At 63.4% G+C, this 17649-nt stretch carries 17 protein-coding genes; 7 read left to right on the top strand and 10 right to left on the bottom strand.

All coding sequences use genetic code 11. The features are described 5' to 3' along the window. A partial coding sequence (locus FJ471_RS30170; protein ID WP_140808833.1) for a response regulator transcription factor occupies nt 1-557 on the top strand: 557 nt, incomplete at its 5' end. A 542-nt stretch (nt 558-1099) separates the two neighbouring features. Here FJ471_RS30170 and FJ471_RS30165 read toward each other — a convergent pair. Together FJ471_RS30165 and FJ471_RS30160 are read right to left on the bottom strand one after the other, a co-directional pair. After that, nucleotides 1100-2437 (bottom strand): hybrid sensor histidine kinase/response regulator, encoded by a 1338-nt coding sequence (locus tag FJ471_RS30165; RefSeq protein ID WP_140808837.1) that lies wholly within the window; start codon nt 2435-2437, stop codon nt 1100-1102. A 5-nt stretch (nt 2438-2442) separates the two neighbouring features. Beyond that, entirely contained in the window at nt 2443-3696 is a 1254-nt protein-coding gene (locus FJ471_RS30160; protein ID WP_140808831.1) for an FIST signal transduction protein, read from the bottom strand. Between the two features lie 192 nt (nt 3697-3888). On the opposite strand from FJ471_RS30160, the gene FJ471_RS30155 reads away from it, so the two are divergent. The 5 genes from FJ471_RS30155 to FJ471_RS30135 all read left to right on the top strand — a co-directional run bounded on the left by FJ471_RS30155 (nt 3889) and on the right by FJ471_RS30135 (nt 10488). After that, nucleotides 3889-4389, top strand: a complete 501-nt coding sequence (locus tag FJ471_RS30155; RefSeq protein WP_140808829.1) for a (2Fe-2S)-binding protein — start codon at nt 3889-3891, stop codon at nt 4387-4389. 122 nt (nt 4390-4511) lie between these two features. Further along, nucleotides 4512-6860, top strand: a complete 2349-nt coding sequence (locus FJ471_RS30150) for a xanthine dehydrogenase family protein molybdopterin-binding subunit (protein WP_140808827.1) — start codon at nt 4512-4514, stop codon at nt 6858-6860. Between the two features lie 12 nt (nt 6861-6872). Then, complete coding sequence (locus FJ471_RS30145) at nt 6873-7670, top strand: xanthine dehydrogenase family protein subunit M (RefSeq protein ID WP_140808825.1); 798 nt, start codon at nt 6873-6875, stop codon at nt 7668-7670. 207 nt (nt 7671-7877) lie between these two features. After that, nucleotides 7878-8900 carry an acyltransferase gene (locus FJ471_RS30140; RefSeq protein WP_140808823.1) on the top strand — a complete coding sequence of 341 codons (1023 nt, stop codon included), beginning with the start codon at nt 7878-7880 and terminating at the stop codon, nt 8898-8900. A 205-nt stretch (nt 8901-9105) separates the two neighbouring features. Further along, nucleotides 9106-10488, top strand: a complete 1383-nt coding sequence (locus FJ471_RS30135) for an OFA family MFS transporter (RefSeq protein WP_140808821.1) — start codon at nt 9106-9108, stop codon at nt 10486-10488. 134 nt (nt 10489-10622) lie between these two features. On the opposite strand, the gene FJ471_RS30125 is transcribed toward FJ471_RS30135, so the two are convergent. The 3 genes from FJ471_RS30125 to FJ471_RS30115 form a co-directional block, all read right to left on the bottom strand. Continuing rightward, nucleotides 10623-11120 carry an SRPBCC family protein gene (locus FJ471_RS30125; protein ID WP_140808817.1) on the bottom strand — a complete coding sequence of 166 codons (498 nt, stop codon included), beginning with the start codon at nt 11118-11120 and terminating at the stop codon, nt 10623-10625. 65 nt (nt 11121-11185) lie between these two features. After that, nucleotides 11186-11695 carry a GNAT family N-acetyltransferase gene (locus FJ471_RS30120; RefSeq protein WP_224667465.1) on the bottom strand — a complete coding sequence of 170 codons (510 nt, stop codon included), beginning with the start codon at nt 11693-11695 and terminating at the stop codon, nt 11186-11188. After that, nucleotides 11695-12450, bottom strand: a complete 756-nt coding sequence (locus tag FJ471_RS30115; RefSeq protein ID WP_140808815.1) for a copper homeostasis protein CutC — start codon at nt 12448-12450, stop codon at nt 11695-11697. Before FJ471_RS30115 ends, FJ471_RS30120 begins: the two co-directional genes overlap by 1 nt. 207 nt (nt 12451-12657) lie before the next feature. On the opposite strand from FJ471_RS30115, the gene FJ471_RS30110 reads away from it, so the two are divergent. After that, nucleotides 12658-13113, top strand: coding sequence for a carboxymuconolactone decarboxylase family protein (locus FJ471_RS30110; RefSeq protein WP_140808813.1), 456 nt, complete (start codon nt 12658-12660; stop codon nt 13111-13113). A gap of 36 nt (nt 13114-13149) precedes the next feature. On the opposite strand, the gene FJ471_RS30105 is transcribed toward FJ471_RS30110, so the two are convergent. From FJ471_RS30105 to FJ471_RS30085, 5 genes are all read right to left on the bottom strand, one after another. Beyond that, nucleotides 13150-13581: a cupin domain-containing protein gene (locus FJ471_RS30105; RefSeq protein ID WP_140808811.1), complete on the bottom strand. Its 432-nt coding sequence runs from the start codon at nt 13579-13581 to the stop codon at nt 13150-13152. Nucleotides 13582-13805: 224 nt separating this feature from the next. Next, on the bottom strand, nt 13806-14084 hold the full coding sequence (locus FJ471_RS30100; protein ID WP_140808809.1) for a hypothetical protein: 279 nt from the start codon (nt 14082-14084) through the stop codon (nt 13806-13808). Between the two features lie 157 nt (nt 14085-14241). Then, nucleotides 14242-15858 carry a DHA2 family efflux MFS transporter permease subunit gene (locus tag FJ471_RS30095; protein ID WP_140808807.1) on the bottom strand — a complete coding sequence of 539 codons (1617 nt, stop codon included), beginning with the start codon at nt 15856-15858 and terminating at the stop codon, nt 14242-14244. Then, nucleotides 15855-17054 carry an HlyD family secretion protein gene (locus FJ471_RS30090; protein ID WP_140808805.1) on the bottom strand — a complete coding sequence of 400 codons (1200 nt, stop codon included), beginning with the start codon at nt 17052-17054 and terminating at the stop codon, nt 15855-15857. The genes FJ471_RS30095 and FJ471_RS30090 overlap by 4 nt, the downstream gene beginning before the upstream one ends. A gap of 105 nt (nt 17055-17159) precedes the next feature. Continuing rightward, the coding region (locus FJ471_RS30085) for an SDR family oxidoreductase (protein ID WP_140808803.1) at nt 17160-17649 on the bottom strand (490 nt) is incomplete at its 5' end.

The raw sequence follows: 17649 nt of genomic DNA, 5'->3' as shown, positions 1-17649 counted from the left end.
CTGAAGCTATCGAGCTTCTGGCCGACGCCAAGCCGTTCGACCTCGCGCTGCTCGATTTGAGCATGCCCGACGTGCATGGCTTCGAGGGCTTGTTGCAGCTCAGGACCCGCTATCCGCGGCTGCCGGTGGTGATCGTGTCCGGCTATGAGGAGCCGAAGATCATTTCCGAGGCGCTGTCCTACGGCGCCGCCGGCTTCATCCCGAAATCGGCCCGCAAGAGCGATCTCGCCGCCGCCATCCGCTCGGTGATGGACGGCGCCGTCTATGTGCCGGAAAATTACGAGGGCCAGCCGCCCGATCCCGACAGCACCGACCGCGCCGACATGGTGCAGCGCCTGGCCAGGCTGACGCCGCAACAGCTGAGGGTCCTGCAGATGCTGCGCCAGGGCATGCTCAACAAGCAGATCGCCTACGAACTGCAGGTGGGCGAGACCACCGTCAAGGCGCATGTCTCTGAGATCCTGCGCAAGCTCAACGTCTATAGTCGCACGCAAGCGGTGATCGAGGTCTCGAAGCTGGACAATGCGGAGCTGTTCAGGGATCAGGCTGGGTTTTGAGGCCGTTGATGGCCCCGATTTTCATGCAAATTTAGTTCGTTAAGCAATGTGTATGTATGGACTTGTGCCAAAGTCCATGTCTCCCTCCATGCTTAGGCATATGCACCACCTATATTCCAAATCTATGAAATAGTGGTGCTGAGATATTTCTATGAGGTATGGTATAACATCGACCATGATTTCGATGCGTGACTTGAGTGCAAAATTGGTCAAGCTATCCCCAACATATATGGCGTCTCCAAAAAGTCTGTGTTCTGAGGCGATTTCCTTAAAGAATGACAAAAAATCCGATTCGCGCTCGGTGATTTTCGTTGTCTGTTTTGGGAGCTTTTTCCAATCGATCTTTGATCCGGAGGTAGGGAAATTTCTTTTCAGAAGTTGAAAAAAAGGGGAAGAGTGGCCTAAATCGATCAGTTCTCCTGAAGAAAAAAGATATTCTAATGATTTTCTGATTTTTTCATCATGGGTAGTCAAACGTCTCTCCGATCACTACTGACGATCGATAATTCTTCTCAAATAAATTTCCAGCCAAAGTATATCGGCTAAGCCAGCAGATGCGCGAGCAGCGCGCGCAGTTGCGCCGGCTTCAGCGGCTTGCGCATCAGCTCGATGCCGGCGGAGCGGGCGGCCTTGGCGACGAGCTCGGAGCCGTCGGCGGTGACGATCAGCGCCGGCACGGGGCGGCCGAGATAGTCGCGCACTTCGGCGATCGTCGCGGTGCCGAGGTCGCCGCCGTCGAGATGCTGGTCGGCGATGATGATGTCGGGCACCCAGGCGGTGTCGCCGAGCAGGTCGAGCGCATCGTCGGTCGAGGTGGCGGCGCGCACCAGGCATTGCCAGCGCTCGAGCAGCGAGGTCATGGCGGAGAGCACGTCCAGGTCGTTCTCGACCAGCAGCACCCTGGTGCCGAACAGGCCGTAGCCGCGCGGCCGCTCCATGTCGGCGGCGGCCATCGCCGGTTCGGCCGTGGCCATGCCGACCGGCACGTCGATATGGAAGATGGTGCCGCGCCCGACCTTCGAGGAAAAGGTAATGGGGTGGCCGAGCGCCGCCGCCATGCGGCGCACGATCGCGAGGCCTAGGCCAAGTCCGCCGGCGATCGCCGTATCGCCAAGCGTCGAGGTGCCGCGGTGGAATTCCTCGAACACCGCCTCGCGCTGATCCTCGGGAATGCCGCAGCCGGTGTCGGCGACGTCGATGCGGATGGTGTCGCCACGATGCCTGGTGCCGACCAGCACGCCGCCCGAGCGGGTGTAGCGCAGCGCATTGGAGAGGATGTTCTGCAGGATGCGCCTGAGCAGCGTGCGGTCGGAGCGTACGACCACGTTCACCGGCCTGAATTTGAGCGACAGGCTTTTCTTTTCCGCTTCGGGCAGGAAATCCGAGCGCAGCGAGGAAAACAGCGCTTCCAGGCTGACGTCGACGATTTCCGGCTCCACCACCCCCGCGTCGAGCTTCGAGATGTCGAGCAGCGTGCGCAGCAGGTCTTCCATCGTCTCCAGCGAGCGCTCGACCTGGCGCACCAGTTTCGTGCCTTCCTCGCTGGTCTGCACCTCGGCCAGCGCCGAGACCGACAGATGCGCGGCGTTGAGCGGCTGCAGAACGTCGTGGCTGGCGGCGGCGAGGAACCTGGTCTTGGAGAGGTTCGCCAGTTCGGCGTTCTCCTTCGCCGCGCTGAGATCGATGTTCGACTGCTCGAGCCGGCGCAGCGTCGCGTGCAGTTCCTCGGTGCGGTTGCGCACCCGATTTTCCAGCGAGATGGCGGTCTGGAACAGCGAGAAGGCGTTGCCCTGCTGGTCCATCGAACGCTCGACGCGGCTGACGAGGGCTGCGTTGATCTTCTTCAGCCTTTCGAGGTCGTTAATGTCGCGAAGCGGCATCTCGCTCACTCGGCTGCCTGGCGCTCGCCGAAGGCGATGCCGGTAAAGGTCTGGTTGAGGTGCATCGAGCGATATTGCTCGCCATAGGTGCCGAAGCCGATGACCTTGTTGGTCCGGTAGAGTTCCGAAATCTCGCGGTAGACCTGGCGGTTGCGCGCGTCGAGCCGGCGCAGCACGCAGTCGAAGCCTAGGATCATGTCGATGCCGCCGAGCTTGCGTTCGGCATCCTGCAACGCGGCACGCGTCGATTCCACCATGTTCTTCGGCTGGGCGATGGACAGGACGACGCCGTCGTCGATGGCGCAGAAGAACGACAGCGAGCCGTCGACATGCATGCGCTGGATGGAACGGCAGTAATATTCGCCGGCCACCTTCACCACGACGGGATGGGACGCGAAGCTCAGCGGCGTCAGGGCCTGGGGCACGGTGCCGACGGAGGCCGCGTATTCCTCCGCCGCGTTGGTGGCGTTGAATTCGCGCACGATGCGGTGGTCCGGGTCGGACGCCGTCACCACCAGCTTCTCGTCGGTCGGGATGAAATTGTCGGTCTTGAAGACGTGGAAGGGGATTTCTGTCGCAACCAGCACGATGATGGCGCTGTCGGACGTGACCTTGCCGTTCGAGATCAGGCTGGTCGTCTCGAATTTCAGGTCGTCGCCAGCCGAGCCGCCGATCAGCGGGATGTCGTCCAACCCCCAATGGATTGCCGAGGTCACCGCTTCCTCGGCATAGGAAAGCCCGTCGATGAAGCAGAGGGCGAACACGCTCTTCGCCCGCTCCTGGCCGGCGCGGCTGCGCAACAGGCGCCGCAGCTCCACGACCTCGCCGGTGATCCCGTCCATGCTGGAGGAGGAGAGGTTCTCGACGGTGGTGCTGACGGTCGAAAACGACGCCGACGGCAAAAGCAGGGCAAGCGCATGCCCTTCCTCCAGTCCCTGCGGCGTGATTTCGCCGGCGGTTGAGCAGCCGGCATAGGCGAGCGACGGCGCATGGACTTTCAGCGCTTGCGCGAGCGCAGCCGCGTCGACAAGGCTTTGGGAGAAGAACAGAAGCGCAAAGCCGGCATTGCCCTCCGCCGCTTCGGCCGCGATTGCCCGGGCAAAGGCATTCGGGTCGGGCTCATCCGTGGTGAGCGCCGAAAGGCCCGATGCATAGCGGGTGCTCGAACTGGCCAGCTGCCTTCCTCCGCAATTTCCTCCGACGCTCTTTTGTGCGTGTCTTTTCTTATGCGTGTCAGGCACGCTTCGCGTCGAAGGCATCTTTGCCTTCAATCCCGGTTTTGGCAATGGGGCCGGTTGCTGCGCTGCACATAGCTTTTGCCATGATCGAAAGTACAATGGAACCGGCGCTGGCAGGGCTGTTTTGGCCGTTGTACGGTGCACGAATAACGCATTGCCGAACCACAAGCGCGGCATTCGGCAATGACCAAGGTTGATACCCAGGGAGGTTGCATGTCGGACGTGTCGTTGACTGTGAATGGGAGGCGGGTCAGCGGGAACGCCGAGGACCGAACGCTTCTGGTGCATTTCCTCAGGGAACATCTCGGACTCACCGGCACACATGTCGGTTGTGACACCTCACAATGCGGCGCCTGCGTCGTGCATGTCGACGGCCGGGCGGTGAAGTCCTGCTCGATGCTGGCCGTGCAGGCCTCGGGCTCGACCGTCGTCACCATCGAGGGGCTCGCCGACGGCGCCGAACTGCATCCGGTGCAGGCCGCGTTCAAGGAGCATCACGGGCTGCAATGCGGCTTCTGCACGCCGGGCATGATCATGACCGCGACCGACATGATCGCGCGCCACCCGCAAGGCCTCGACGAGGCGACGGTGCGCGCCGAGCTCGAAGGCAATATCTGCCGCTGCACGGGCTACCACAACATCGTCAAGGCGATCCTCGCCGCATCGGAGACGATGGCGAAGGGCGCCAAGGGCAAGGCGAAGCAGGCAGCATGAGGAAGCGAATAGCGAATAGGGAGCAGCGAATAGTCGCCGTCTCCACGGCCGACCTTCGCTCCATTCGTTCCCCTACTCACTATTCGCTACTCATTACTCACTAAATTCCGGAGGAATTTCCTATGGGTATCGAAGGCGTCGGCGCCCGCGTGGCGCGCAAGGAAGACAAGAGGTTCATCACCGGCGGCGGCCGCTATGTCGACGACATGGTGGTTCCCGGCATGAAACATGCCGTGTTCGTGCGCAGTCCGCACGCGCATGCGCATATCAAGAAGATCGACGTGAAAAAGGCGCAAGCGATGCCGGGCGTCGTCGGTGTGCTCACCGGCAAGGAGCTCAAGGCCGACGGCATCGGCAATTTGATCTGCGGCTGGATGATCCACTCCAAGGATGGCACGCCGATGAAGATGGGTGCCTGGTCGCCCTTAGCCGTCGACAAGGTGCGCTATGTCGGCGACGCGGTCGTCATTGTCGTCGCCGACACCAAGGGTCAGGCACGCGACGCCGCAGAGGCGGTCGAGATCACCTACAAGGAACTGAAGGCCGTGGTCGACGCCACGAAGGCGATCCAGTCCGGCGCGCCGCAGATCCATGCCGAGGCGGAGAACAACCTGATCTTCGACTGGGAGCTCGGCGACGGCAAGGCGACCGACGCGGCGATCAAGTCGGCGGCCCATGTCACGCGCATGAAGATCGTCAACAACCGGCTGGTGCCGAATGCGATGGAGCCGCGCGCGGCTCTTGGCCATTACGACAAGGCCGAGGACCACTACACCTGCTGGACGACGTCGCAGAACCCGCATGTCGCGCGGTTGGTGATGAGCGCCTTCTACAACGTCGCGCCGGAAAACAAGCTGCGCGTGATCGCGCCGGATGTCGGCGGCGGCTTCGGCTCCAAGATCTACATCTATCCGGAAGAGATCGTCTGCCTGTGGGCCTCGAAGAAGACCGGTGTACCGGTCAAATGGGTGGCCGACCGCACCGAAAGCTTCCTCTCCGACGCGCATGGCCGCGACCATGTCTCGACGGTGGAGATGGCCTTCGACAAGGACAACCGCATCACCGGCCTCAAGGTCGACACGATCGCCAATCTCGGCGCCTACATGTCGCTGTTCTCGTCCTGCGTGCCGACCTATCTCTACGCGACGCTGCTGTCGGGCCAGTACAATATCCCGGCGATCCACGCCAATGTGCGCACCGTCTACACCAACACCGCGCCCGTCGATGCCTATCGCGGGGCAGGGCGGCCGGAGGCCACCTATGTGCTGGAGCGCATGATGGAGACCGCCGCGCGCGAGCTTGGCGTGTCGCCGGCGGAACTCAGACGCCGCAACTTCATCACGTCCTTCCCGCACCAGACGCCGGTGATCATGGCGTATGACGCAGGCGATTATAACGCTTCGCTCGATGCGGCCATGAAAGCCGCCGACTATGCCGGCTTCACCAAGCGTCGCGCCGACGCCGCCAAGCAGGGCAAGCTGCGCGGCATCGGTATGAGCTGCTACATCGAGGCCTGCGGCCTGGCGCCGTCATCGGCGGTCGGCTCGCTCGGCGCCGGCGTCGGCCTCTGGGAATCGGCGGAGGTGCGCGTCAATGCCGTGGGCACGATCGAGGTGCTCACCGGCTCGCACAGCCATGGCCAAGGCCATGAGACGACCTTCGCGCAATTGGTCACACAGCGCTTCGGCGTGCCGATCGACTCGGTCTCGATCGTGCATGGCGACACCGACAAGGTGCAGATGGGCATGGGCACCTACGGCTCGCGGTCCGGCGCCGTCGGCATGTCGGCCATCGTCAAGGCGCTCGACAAGGTCGAGGCCAAGGCCAAGAAGATCGCCGCGCATCTGCTGGAAGCCGACGAGGGCGACATCGTCATCGAGAATGGCGAGGTCAAGGTCGCGGGCACCGACAAGAGCCTGCCATGGTTCCAGGTGGCGCTTGCCTCCTATACCGCCCACAATTTGCCGGCGGGCATGGAGCCTGGGCTCAAGGAGACGGCCTTCTACGATCCGTCCAACTTCACCTTCCCGGCCGGCTGCTACATCTGCGAGGTCGAGATCGATCCGGAAACCGGCACGACGGAAATCATCCAGTTCGTCGCGGCGGACGATTTCGGCAACATCATCAATCCGATGATCGTCGAGGGGCAGGTGCATGGCGGCATCGCCCAAGGCGTCGGCCAGGCGCTGCTGGAAGGCGCGCATTACGACTCGAGCGGCCAGCTTCTGACCGCAAGCTACATGGATTACACCATGCCGCGCGCGGGCGACCTGCCGTCGTTCAAGGTCTCGACCTCGAACACGCCATGCCCGGGCAATCCGCTCGGCGTCAAAGGCTGCGGCGAAGCCGGCGCCATCGGTTCGCCGCCGGCGGTCATCAACGCCATCACCGATGCGCTCGGCGTCGTCGACATCGCCATGCCGGCGTCGCCCGCGACGGTGTGGGCAACCATCCGCGCGACGAAGCACTGAGGAGGAACGAGCATGTATTCGGTCAATTACCATCGCGCTTCCTCCGTTGCCGACGCCGCCAGGCAGCTCAAGAACGGCGACGCCAAGCTGCTGTCCGGCGGCATGACGCTGATCCCTGCGATGAAGACGCGGCTCGCGTCGCCATCGGACCTTGTCGATGTCTCTCGGCTGAAGGAACTGCAGGGCGTCAAGGTGTCCGGCAAGACAGTGACGATAGGCGCCGCGACGACGCATTACGACGTCTCCACCGACGAGAAGCTGAAGAAGGTATGCCCGGCGCTTGCGCATATGGCATCGCTGATCGGCGATCCGGCGGTGCGCCACAGGGGCACGATCGGCGGCTCGATCGCCAACAACGATCCGGCGGCCGACTATCCGGCGGCACTGCTGGCGCTGGGCGCCACGATCGTCACCAACAAGCGCGAGATCGCGGCGGACAAATTCTTCAAGGGTCTGTTCGAAACGGCGCTGAAGGAAGGCGAGATCGTCACCGCGGTGAGCTTCACCGCTCCGGCCAAGGCGGCCTACCAGAAGTTCCGCAATCCGGCTTCGCGCTACGCCATCGTCGGCGTGTTCGTGACCAAGGGCAAGGACGGGGCGAGGGCGGCAGTGACCGGCGCCGGCGAAGACGGCGTTTTCCGCTCCAAGGAGATCGAGGCGGCGCTGGCGAAGAATTTCGACGCCGCCGCGCTCGGCGGCCTCAAAGTGCCGGCAAAGGGGCTGATGAGCGATATCCATGCCTCCGCCGACTACCGCGCCAATCTGATCGCGGTGATGGCCAAGCGCGCCGTGGCCGCCGCCAACGCCTGAACAGCGACGCCGCGGATGAAAGAAGGGGCCGCCTTGGCCCCTTTTTCTTTAGCCGCGGCAATAGCTTAGCCGGAAACGCCTGTCGAATTGCAGCTTCGCACTTGCACAAAGTTATCCCGCACTGCAAAATAAATCCGGCGGGAATACCAGATGGTCCAAGACGCGGGCAATGCTTCGCATGCGGACCTCGAGTTGCGAAGGCACGGTATGACCGACATTTCCGCAGCGTCCGTTGTCCTGCCACGGGCCACAGCCGACAAAGCGGCGCGGACAAGGCTGGCCTATCTCGACGGCTGGCGCGGCCTGTCAATCGCTCTTGTGCTGATCGGGCATTTTTTTCCCGTTCCCGGCATCAATCTCGGCGTTCTCGGTGTTGAGTTCTTCTTTGTGCTGAGCGGTCGGCTGATGGGCGAAATCCTGTTCATCGAGCGTTTTCCGCTGAAGAAATTCTTCAAGCGCCGCTTCTCGCGCATCTATCCCGCGCTGCTTGTGTTCGTGATTGCCGCGATGATCGGCCTCGCCGGCACCTATATCGCCTTCAAATGGAAGGCCGCGCTGACGGCGCTGACCTTCACCTACAATTACGCCGGCATCTTCATCAACCGAGCTGGCGCGCTCGACCACATCTGGTCGCTCTGCGTCGAGGAGCATTCCTACATCCTGCTCGCGCTGATCAGCGTGGTGGTTGCAGGAAGAACGAACGTCGTGCGGCTGCTGGTCGTGCTGGCGCTGCTGGCGATGGCCAACGGCGCCATTTCGTACGGGGTTCTCGGCATGGGCTACGAGACCACCTACTGGCGCACCGACGTGCATATCGCCTCGATCCTGCTTTCGGCCGCGATCTGCCTGCTCAAGGCCGACGCCCGCCTGCCGGCTTTCCTGCAAAGCCAGCATGTGGCTCTCGCGGCCGCGGTTGGCGGCGTTCTGCTGTTCAGCAACCCGATACCGACGAGCCTGCATTACACCCTCGCCGTGCCGCTTCTGGCGCTGGCGGTCAACACGCTCGACTTCGCCGGCGGCACTCTCAGGGGGCTGCTGTCATCGCGGTCGATGGTGATGCTCGGGCTATGGTCCTACTCGCTCTATCTCTGGCAGCAGCCTTTCTACAAATTCGTCGATGAGCGCGGCAGCGCGCCGATCCCGATGCTGGCGGCTGTCTTCGTTTGCGCGCTCTGCAGTTATTACGTGATCGAGAAACCAGCCCGCGGCTGGCTCAACCGCAATTGGTGAGCATCGGCTCAGATCGTGTTAGCCGACGGCAGTCTTTCATTTATAAGCTAATTATACAATTCTAATTTAAGTCGGAGAATATCGCATATCTGCTTGATGGTCGCTGCGACACGCAGCATTAGACATTGGTACTAAGGAAGGAATTCTTTGTTGCCGCTCTCGTTTCTCCTTCTAGGTTTTCCAGATAGGACAACGGGAGGAAGACATGACAACGACCACTGTCGAAGGAGCGGGCGGTTGGCTCGATCGCGCTCACACGGTTGCGGAGCCGGGATTCAGCCGATGGATGGTGCCCCCGGCGGCGCTTTGCATTCATCTGTGCATCGGTCAGGCTTACGCGTTCAGTGTGTTCAACCTGCCGATGTCGAAGCTGATCGGCATCACCGGGTCGGCGCCTGACGACTGGAAGCTGACAGGGCTCGGCTGGATATTCTCGATCGCAATTCTGTTCCTTGGCATTGCAGCTGCCTTCGGCGGTGGCTGGCTCGACCGTGTCGGGCCGCGCAAGGCGATGGTCGCGGCCGCCTGCTGTTTTGGTGGCGGCTTCATCATCTCTGCGCTCGGCGTCTATCTGCACCAGCTCTGGATCATCTATCTTGGTTATGGCGTGCTTGGCGGCATCGGTCTCGGCCTCGGCTACATTTCGCCGGTGAAGACGCTGATCACCTGGTTTCCGGATCGGCCAGGGATGGCGACCGGTATGGCGATCATGGGCTTCGGGGGCGGCGCCTTCATAGCCTCGCCGCTCTCGGTTTATCTGATGAACCTGTTCTCGACGCCCGAACATATCGGCGTCGCCGAAACCTTCATCGTGCTCGGCATCACCTATTTCATCTTCATGATGATCGGCGCCACCATGGTAAGAGTGCCCCCGGAAGGCTGGCGGCCCGTCGGCTGGACACCGCCCGCAACGCAAGGCGCGATGGTCACCAGCGCCAATGTCCATCTCGACGATGCGCTGAAGACGCCGCAGTTCTGGCTGTTATGGGGTGTGCTGTGCCTCAACGTTACGGCCGGCATCGGCGTGCTCGGCCAGGCCTCGGCCATGAGCCAGGAGATGTTCCCGGGACGCATCACGGCGGCGGCGGCCGCAGGCTTTGTCGGCCTGCTTTCGATCTTCAACATGCTCGGCCGCTTCTTCTGGGCCTCGGCCAGCGATTATATCGGCCGCAAGATGACCTACGCGATCTTTTTCGTGCTGGGTGTGATCTTATATGCAGCCGTGCCGTGGACCGGAAAATCCGGCAACGTGTTCCTGTTCGTGCTGTTCTACGGGATCATCCTCAGCATGTATGGCGGCGGTTTTTCCACCGTTCCGGCCTATCTGCGAGATGTCTTCGGTGTGCGCTATGTCGGCGCCATTCATGGCCGGTTGCTGACGGCCTGGTCGGTTGCCGGCGTGCTTGGCCCGGTCCTGGTCAACTATATCCGCCAGTACCAGATCGACGGCGGCGTGGCGAAGGCCGACGCATATACGGTGACCATGTACATCATGGCCGGTCTGCTCGCCGTCGGCTTCCTGCTCAATTTGATGATGCGGCCGGTGGCCGAGCGCTTCCACATGAAGCCGGAAGCGGCGAGGGCATAGGAGATCGAGATGGCACAGGACAACGCCAATACCGTCAAGCTGACGCTCGCCTGGCTGCTGGTCGGCATACCTCTGGTCTGGGGCTTCTGGACGACGGTGGTCAGCGCCGTTCCATTGTTCCGGTAGAGCAGGCGTCAACCGGCGAGGCCGGTGCGGCTATTTTTCTGCGCCGCGAGATAGCGGCGAAGCCCGGCTTCGCCGCGCGGCGTCGTCCAGCGATGATTCCAGGCGAAGGCGGGTCTGAGCAGCGGCGCGAGCAGCTTGAGGATCGGTCTCTCGACCGTGACCTGCCAGACCAGGTCGACATGCGTGCCGCTTCCCGACGGCGACAGTTCGGCCCGCCAGAGCCCGTCGAAGTCGCCGAAGGTCTTCACGACCACCAGCCGTCCGGGATCGAGCTCGGCGGCCTCGATGATGAAATTCAGCTCATAGGGCAGGGCGCCGCGCGCTCTCGCCCTGGCGCGGGCGCCGACCACGCCCTTGCCCTTCTTGTCGAGCGGCTCGACCTCCTTGTAGGCATCGCCCCACCAGAGCGGCAGAAGCTGGGCGTCCGACAGCACGTCCCACACTTCCTGCGGCGTGCCTTCAGGGATGTCCCAGCTCTCGTCGAAGCGGAAGACATTGCTCGGCATGATGTCGCGCCCCAGCCAACGGAGCGTCTATATTAGCTGTGGCTTGTTTTCATGACCAGCAGCGTTCACGCGGCGATCGGTTTAGCCCAATAGCGCACCGATTTCTTGCCGCCGTGGATCACCGCATCGCCGACCTCGGCAAAACCGAGCGCCGCGTGGAAGGCGTCGGAAGCCGGATTGGGTGGATCGGCGTTGACCTCACAGGTGACGATCGTATGGCCGGCGCGCCGGGCCTGCTCGAACAGATCCTCGTAAAGCCGGCGGGCATGGCCGCGGCCGCGGGCGTCCGCGGCGACGACGACGCGATCGACATAGACGAAGCGCGGATAGCGCTCGCGAAACCAGAGGAAGTTCGGGCTGTCGTAGCTTGCGTCCTGGTCGAAGCACATGATGAAGGCTTCGAGCGCGCCGATGCGGCGCGTGTAGAACGCTTCGCCGAGCAGGAACGAAAGCCGTTCCGGCTCGAGCCAGGACAGCTCCGCCGCATGCTCGTTGTTGAGGGCGAGGATCGCGGCCTCGGCGGCGGGCGAGACGTGTTCGATCGGCGGCAATTCCCTGGTCATCGCCTTTGCCATCAGGCCCGCGCGGCTGCGATCGTCGCCGCCACCAGGGCTTGGTCGGTCACGGTGTTGCGGTATTCGCGGTCGAGGTCGGTGCCGCCCATGCCGACATCCGGGTTGCGGTAGCGCATGGCGCTCGGCACGTCCGCAAGTGCCGCGAAATGCATCTCGGTCAATCCGGTCCGCCTGCGTACCTCGCCGATCGTGTCGGGCGCGAGCGCGCCGCAGCCGAGGATGATGATGCGCGAGCCGGCCAGGCGGACGAGCTCCGCCAGAAGCTCGACGCCTTCGACCGCCGTGTCGCGCTGGCCGCTGGTCAGCACGCGGCCGACCTTGCAGCGGATGAGGGCTTCGAGCGCGGCGGCCGGATCGCGCGTCATGTCGAAGGCGCGGTGGCAGGTGACGTTGAGCGGGCCGGCGGCCTCGACCAATGCGCTCATGCGCGCCTCGTCGATGGCGCCGTCGGCGGTCAGGCAGCCGACGACGACGCCGGCGACGCCGAGCTCGCGCAGGGCTTCGACATCGGCCAGCATCGATCGATATTCGGTCTCGCTGTAGAGGAAGTCGCCGCCGCGCGGCCGCACGATGACGTGGAAGGGAATGGTCGCGCTTTCGAGCGCGGCGCGCACCGTGCCCATGCTCGGCGTGATGCCGCCCTCGACCAGGCTGGCGCAGAGCTCGACCCGGTCGGCGCCGGCGGCCTGCGCGGCAAGCAGCCCGTCAATGCCTTCGACGCAGATTTCGATCAGGGGTTTTTGCGTGTCCGCCACCGGTTTCCATCCATGCCTTCGATGAGATGGGCAGCCCTAGCACCGGGCGAGCCGCCGCGAAAGCCGCAACGATCGGTCCAGCCATGGAAGTCGCCAGCCATGCAACTCGCTTGACAACGCATAACTGCAAAGTTATGGGTAACTCATAACTGGAAAGTTATTGATTGACGCGAGCCAGGCGGCCGCAAGAATCCGAGGAGACGAATGATGGAAGCAAGATTGAAAAACCCGGTGATGCTCATTCCCGGCGCGCTGCAGGCGCTTCTGGCGCTCGACAAGTCGACCGAAGCCGGCGAGGTGCCTTATGTGACGCGCAAGCTCGTCCACCTGCGCGCCAGCCAGATCAACGCCTGCGCCGTCTGCGTCGACATGCATGCGCGTGAGCTGAAGAAGGCGGGCGAGAAGGACGAGCGGATCTTCGCTGTGTCGGCTTGGCGCGAAACGCCGTATTTCACCGACGCCGAGCGTGCGGCGCTTGCGCTGACGGAAGCAGCGACGCGGCTGGCCGACCGCTCCGACGCGGTGCCGGACGATGTCTGGGACGAGGCGGCGCGCCATTATGACGACAAGGCGCTCGCTGCCCTGGTGATCCAGATCGCGCTGATCAACGCCTTCAACCGCCTGAACGCCACCACCAGGCAGCCGGTGGGCGCCTGGGGATGAGGCGAGAGGTCCGCTTCGAAGCGGTCGCCCTGCCGGCTACTGCTTCAGGATCGTGTTCTTGGCGCCCTGTTCGACCTGGTCGATCACCAGAAGCTTCACCGGATCAGTGCCGATATTGGTGGCCTGGTGCCATTGGCCGATCATCTCGACGATGAAGTCGCCTGATTTGTAGGTGTTGGCGGCGCCGGTCTCGACATTGGTGACCTTGAGCGTGCCTTGCTCGACATAGGCGTAGCGCGGGAAGGGGTGCTTGTGCACGGGCAAGGTCGCCCCAGGCGCGATCTGGTAGGACGAGACCTGAACCTCGACATTCTTTTGCGGCAGCGTGATCGGCTGGCCGGACGCGGTCGTGGTCTTAGACGCCAGCGGCGTGACGACGACCGGCGTGTTCGAGCTGTCCAGGGCGTTGGCCGCGGTCGCATAGACGGTGGCTATCGCCAGCAGCGCCGATATCGTGATGTTGCGCATGATCCCCTCCAAAGTTGGCGCACCATCGCCCGACGGAAATCGACGCGCAAGCATCCTTTTGCAGGCGCCTAATCCTGGGGCGCTGCGGTCTAAACTGTTCTGGACGACGTGAAAGGCCCCGGACATGCCGGGGCCTGAGCACTGTACCGTCGCTTCAGCCATTCGGCCGGCTGTTTCGCCACGCGATGGAAATCAGGAGCGTGCCGGGAAGCTGATCCGACGGATCAGCTGGGCGCCTTGCCGCCGTTCTTCTTGCAGGCCGAGCGGAACTTCTCGCGATCCTTGCCGTGCAGACCCTTCTGGTCCGCGAGGGTCGAGCATTGTTTCGAGATCGCGGTCTTTTCAGGCGTCATGGCGGTTTTCGGCTTCTTCGTGGTTGGCGCCGTGGTCGTTGTCGTGGTGGCGGCGGGCATCGTCGCCGTGGTCGACGTCGCCGCCATGGCACCGGTGGTGACAAAGCCCACGAGAGCGAAAGAGGCAAGAAGACGTGCTGCGGTTTTCATTGCGATCTCCAGTGTTTCGAGTGTCCCCCAAGCGCGGGCTAGCATCTGACTGAGGCTCCACCGTGCCGAGCCGCCCCGCGGGATGGACACTTTGTCGTTACCGGGATGTGGCGCCGGATTCGCACGCCATCGCGCCGCGGTGAAACGCTGCGAGCCGTCACACGGCCGGGCTATCCTGTTGTTTGGCAGGTCCGGGCCTCGGCGGCCTGAGCAGCAAGGCGAACGGCACGAGCAGCGCCGTCGCTATCGCGCAATAGAAGAAGACGTCGACATAGGCGAGCAGCGAAGCCTGGCGGCCGATTTCCTGCCCAATCCATCCGACAGCCTGCTGCCTGGCCTCAGTCAGCGGCGAGCCCTCGGCGACGAAGTGGTCTGTCACCTGGCGGAGCGTCTGCTGATAGGCTTCGCTCGACTGCGCCGTGTGGCCGACCAGCACCGACTGGTGCAGCTGGGCGTTCTGGGCGATGACCGTGTTGGAGAGCGACACGCCGATGCTGCCGCCGATGTTGCGGGCGACATTGATCAGCGAGGACGCCTGGTCGGTCTTCTGCGGCGGCAGGCCGACATAGGCGGCGGTGGAGATCGGGATGAACAGGAACGGCAGGCCGATCATCATGTAGATGCGCGCATAGGCGAAGAAGCCGAAGCTGGCGTCGGGCGTCAGCGAGGTCATGTGCCAGAGCGCGACCGCGACCACCGACATGCCCATCATGATGAGGTAGCGCGGCTGGACGACGCCGGCGGCAAAGCCCGAGACCGGCATCAGCATGAGCATGGCGATGCCGCCCGGCATCATCGACAGGCCGGAAAGGGTGGCGGTGTAGTCGAAGGTCGTCTGCTGCAGTTGCGGCAACAATTGCGTGCTGCTGAACAGCACCGCGCCCACCGCCATCATGACGAGGAACGACATGCCGAACTGCCGGCTGAAAAGCAGGCGGATGTCGACGATCGGTTCGCGCCTCGTCCATTCCCACGGGACAAGCAGCAGGAACGACACAGCCGAGATCACGGCGAAAGCGGTGATGAAGGCCGAGGCGAACCAGTCGTTGCGCTGGCCCTCGTCGAGGAAGACTTCGAGGCAGCCGAGCGCCATCGCCACCAGGATGAAGCCGATCCAGTCGACCTTCAGCCCCTTGCTCAACCGTTCGCGACGCTCGCGTTCGAGAATCTCGGGCTCGATCACCAGCCATTGCACGAGCGCCAGCGACATGATGCCGAACGGCACGTTGATGAAGAAGATCCAGTGCCAGGAGAAATTGTCGGTCAGCCAACCGCCGATGGTCGGCCCGACCGTCGGCGCGACGATCACCGCAATGCCGTAGAGGGCAAAGGCCTGCGAACGTTTCTCAGGCGGAAACGTGTCGGCGAGGATCGATTGCTCGCTCGGCGCCATGCCACCGCCGCCGAGCCCCTGCAGGATGCGGAAGGCGATCAGCGTCGGCAGGTTGGGCGCCAGCCCGCAGAGCAGCGAGGCCAGCGTGAAGGTCGCCACGCAGATCATGTAATAGCGCTTGCGGCCGATGACACTGGTGAGCCAGCCGCTGACCGGGATGATGACGGAGTTGGCGACGAGATAGGTGGTGATCACCCATGTGCTCTCGTCCATGCCGGCGGCCAGGCTGCCGGCGATGTTGCGCAGCGCGACATTGGCGATCGAGGTGTCGAGCACCAGCATGAAGGTCGCGATCGAGACGACGATCGCGATCAGCCAGGGGCTGCGCCGACCGGCCGCCGATCGGCTTTGGTCGCCATGGGCTGTTGCGGCATCGCTCATCTGACCTTGACCGTCGGCACCACCGACATGCCGGGGCCGAGATAGATGCCGGGCGGCTGGTCGAAGACAATCTTGACCGGCACGCGCTGCACCACCTTGACGAAATTGCCGGTGGCGTTTTCGGCAGGCAGCAGGCTGAACGCCGTGCCGCTGCCTGCCTGGATGCTGTCGATATGGCCGTGGAAGGTCTTTTCGGGATAGGCGTCGATGGCAATATCGACGGGCTGGCCGGGCCGCATCAGATCGAGCTGCGTCTCCTTGAAATTGGCTTTCACCCAGACATCGTTGGGCACGAACATCATCAACACCTGGCCGGGCTGCGCATAGGTGCCTTTCGCCGCCGTGATGTTGGTGGCATGGCCGGCGACGGGCGCCGTGATCATTGTACGGGCGAGGGTGGTCTTGGCCTGGTCCTCGCTGGCCTCGGCCTGCCGAAGCTTGGCTTGCGCGCTCTTGCCTTGCGCCTGCAGAACCGCAATCTGGCTTTTCGCCGCCTCGGCATTGGCGTTAGCGGCATCCAGCGCCGCCTGGTCCTGGCGCAAGGTCGAAGCGGCCTGCTGCGCCTGTTGTTGCGTCGCCGTGCCCTTGGCCAGGAGCTCGCGGTTGCGCTGGTCCTCAGATCTGGCGAATTCGAACGCTGCCTGCGCCTGCGCCACCTGCTTGCCGGCGGCATCGATCTTGGCGTCCTGCGCCTGGGTCTGGGCCTGCACGTTGGCGATCTCGGCCTGCGCCGCCATCACGCCGGCTTCCGCCTGTTTGAGTGAGGCCTGATAATCGCTGTCGTCGATGCGCAGAAGGACGGCGCCGGCCTCGACCGGCTGGTTGTCGGTGACGGCGACGTCGGTGATGCGCCCGGCAATTTCCGCGCCGATCGTCACGGTGCGCGCGTCGATGAAGGCGTCGTCGGTCCATTCATAATGACGTGCGTTGGTCCACCAGATCACCACGGCCGCGATGACCAACAGGATGAGGATGGCAACGATCGCCGCTACATAGGGGTGACGTCTGAGGAGGCCGGGCTTGCTGCGATCGGACGGATCATCATTCGCCTGTGTGTCTTGCGCTTGCTTGTCGTCGCTGCGCTTGCCTTCGACGGGCTTTTCTTCGTCCGGGCGGTGCTGATCGGACCGGGGCTCAGCCCGCGCTTCGTCGGCGGGAGCGGCTTCGCGCTCTTTTCTGTCGGTTTTTGCGTCCAAGGCAACGGATCCCAGATATCGTTGGCCCCCTCGCAGCAGGGTCAACGAGTGGTTTCCGCAAAGGTTCCTGTCGCCGGATGCCGGGCAGTGGCCGCCTGTCGGCCGTCAGCCAGCCATCCAGCCGCCATCCACCATCAGGTTGATGCCGGTGACGTAGCTGGCCATGTCGCTGGCGAGAAACAGCGCCGCGCCCGCCACGTCGTTGGGATGGCCGAGCCGCGGCCAGGGCGTGCGGCGGCGCGAATAGTCGAGCGCGTCAGGGTCGTTGGCGACGCCCGGCTTGCCGGTGATGATCTTGCCCGGCGCGATCGCGTTGCAGACGATGAGGTCGTCGGCGTGGTCGACCGCGATCTGGCGCGTCATCTGCACGATGCCGCCCTTGCTCACCGAATAGGGCAGGTCGCCTGGGCAGGCGACCATGCCGTGCTGCGAGGAGATGTTGATGATGCGGCCGCGCACATCGTCGACCGGCGCCTGGGTGAGCATCTGCATGACGGCGCGTTTGTTGCAAAAGAAGAAGCCGGTCAGGTTGACGCCGATGACGCGGTGCCACTGTTCCGGCGTGGTCTCGATAAGGTTGGTGCTTGTGTAGATC

The sequence above is a fragment of the Mesorhizobium sp. B2-7-1 genome (genome assembly GCF_006440735.1).
GTDB lineage: Bacteria > Pseudomonadota > Alphaproteobacteria > Rhizobiales > Rhizobiaceae > Mesorhizobium.
Note: the sequence above shows the minus strand (reverse complement) of the source record. Positions and strands in the feature narration are given on the sequence as shown.

What these genes read in the sequence shown, in the direction of transcription:
- FJ471_RS30140 (WP_140808823.1), top strand. Translation starts at nt 7,878, where the DNA reads ATGACCGACATTTCCGCAGCGTCCGTTGTCCTGCCACGGGCCACAGCC.
- FJ471_RS30135 (WP_140808821.1), top strand. Translation starts at nt 9,106, where the DNA reads ATGACAACGACCACTGTCGAAGGAGCGGGCGGTTGGCTCGATCGCGCT.
- FJ471_RS30125 (WP_140808817.1), bottom strand. Translation starts at nt 11,120, where the DNA reads ATGCCGAGCAATGTCTTCCGCTTCGACGAGAGCTGGGACATCCCTGAA.
- FJ471_RS30105 (WP_140808811.1), bottom strand. Translation starts at nt 13,581, where the DNA reads ATGCGCAACATCACGATATCGGCGCTGCTGGCGATAGCCACCGTCTAT.
- FJ471_RS30150 (WP_140808827.1), top strand. Translation starts at nt 4,512, where the DNA reads ATGGGTATCGAAGGCGTCGGCGCCCGCGTGGCGCGCAAGGAAGACAAG.
- FJ471_RS30120 (WP_224667465.1), bottom strand. Translation starts at nt 11,695, where the DNA reads ATGGCAAAGGCGATGACCAGGGAATTGCCGCCGATCGAACACGTCTCG.
- FJ471_RS30155 (WP_140808829.1), top strand. Translation starts at nt 3,889, where the DNA reads ATGTCGGACGTGTCGTTGACTGTGAATGGGAGGCGGGTCAGCGGGAAC.
- FJ471_RS30165 (WP_140808837.1), bottom strand. Translation starts at nt 2,437, where the DNA reads ATGCCGCTTCGCGACATTAACGACCTCGAAAGGCTGAAGAAGATCAAC.
- FJ471_RS30145 (WP_140808825.1), top strand. Translation starts at nt 6,873, where the DNA reads ATGTATTCGGTCAATTACCATCGCGCTTCCTCCGTTGCCGACGCCGCC.
- FJ471_RS30110 (WP_140808813.1), top strand. Translation starts at nt 12,658, where the DNA reads ATGGAAGCAAGATTGAAAAACCCGGTGATGCTCATTCCCGGCGCGCTG.
- FJ471_RS30100 (WP_140808809.1), bottom strand. Translation starts at nt 14,084, where the DNA reads ATGAAAACCGCAGCACGTCTTCTTGCCTCTTTCGCTCTCGTGGGCTTT.
- FJ471_RS30160 (WP_140808831.1), bottom strand. Translation starts at nt 3,696, where the DNA reads ATGCCTTCGACGCGAAGCGTGCCTGACACGCATAAGAAAAGACACGCA.
- FJ471_RS30095 (WP_140808807.1), bottom strand. Translation starts at nt 15,858, where the DNA reads ATGAGCGATGCCGCAACAGCCCATGGCGACCAAAGCCGATCGGCGGCC.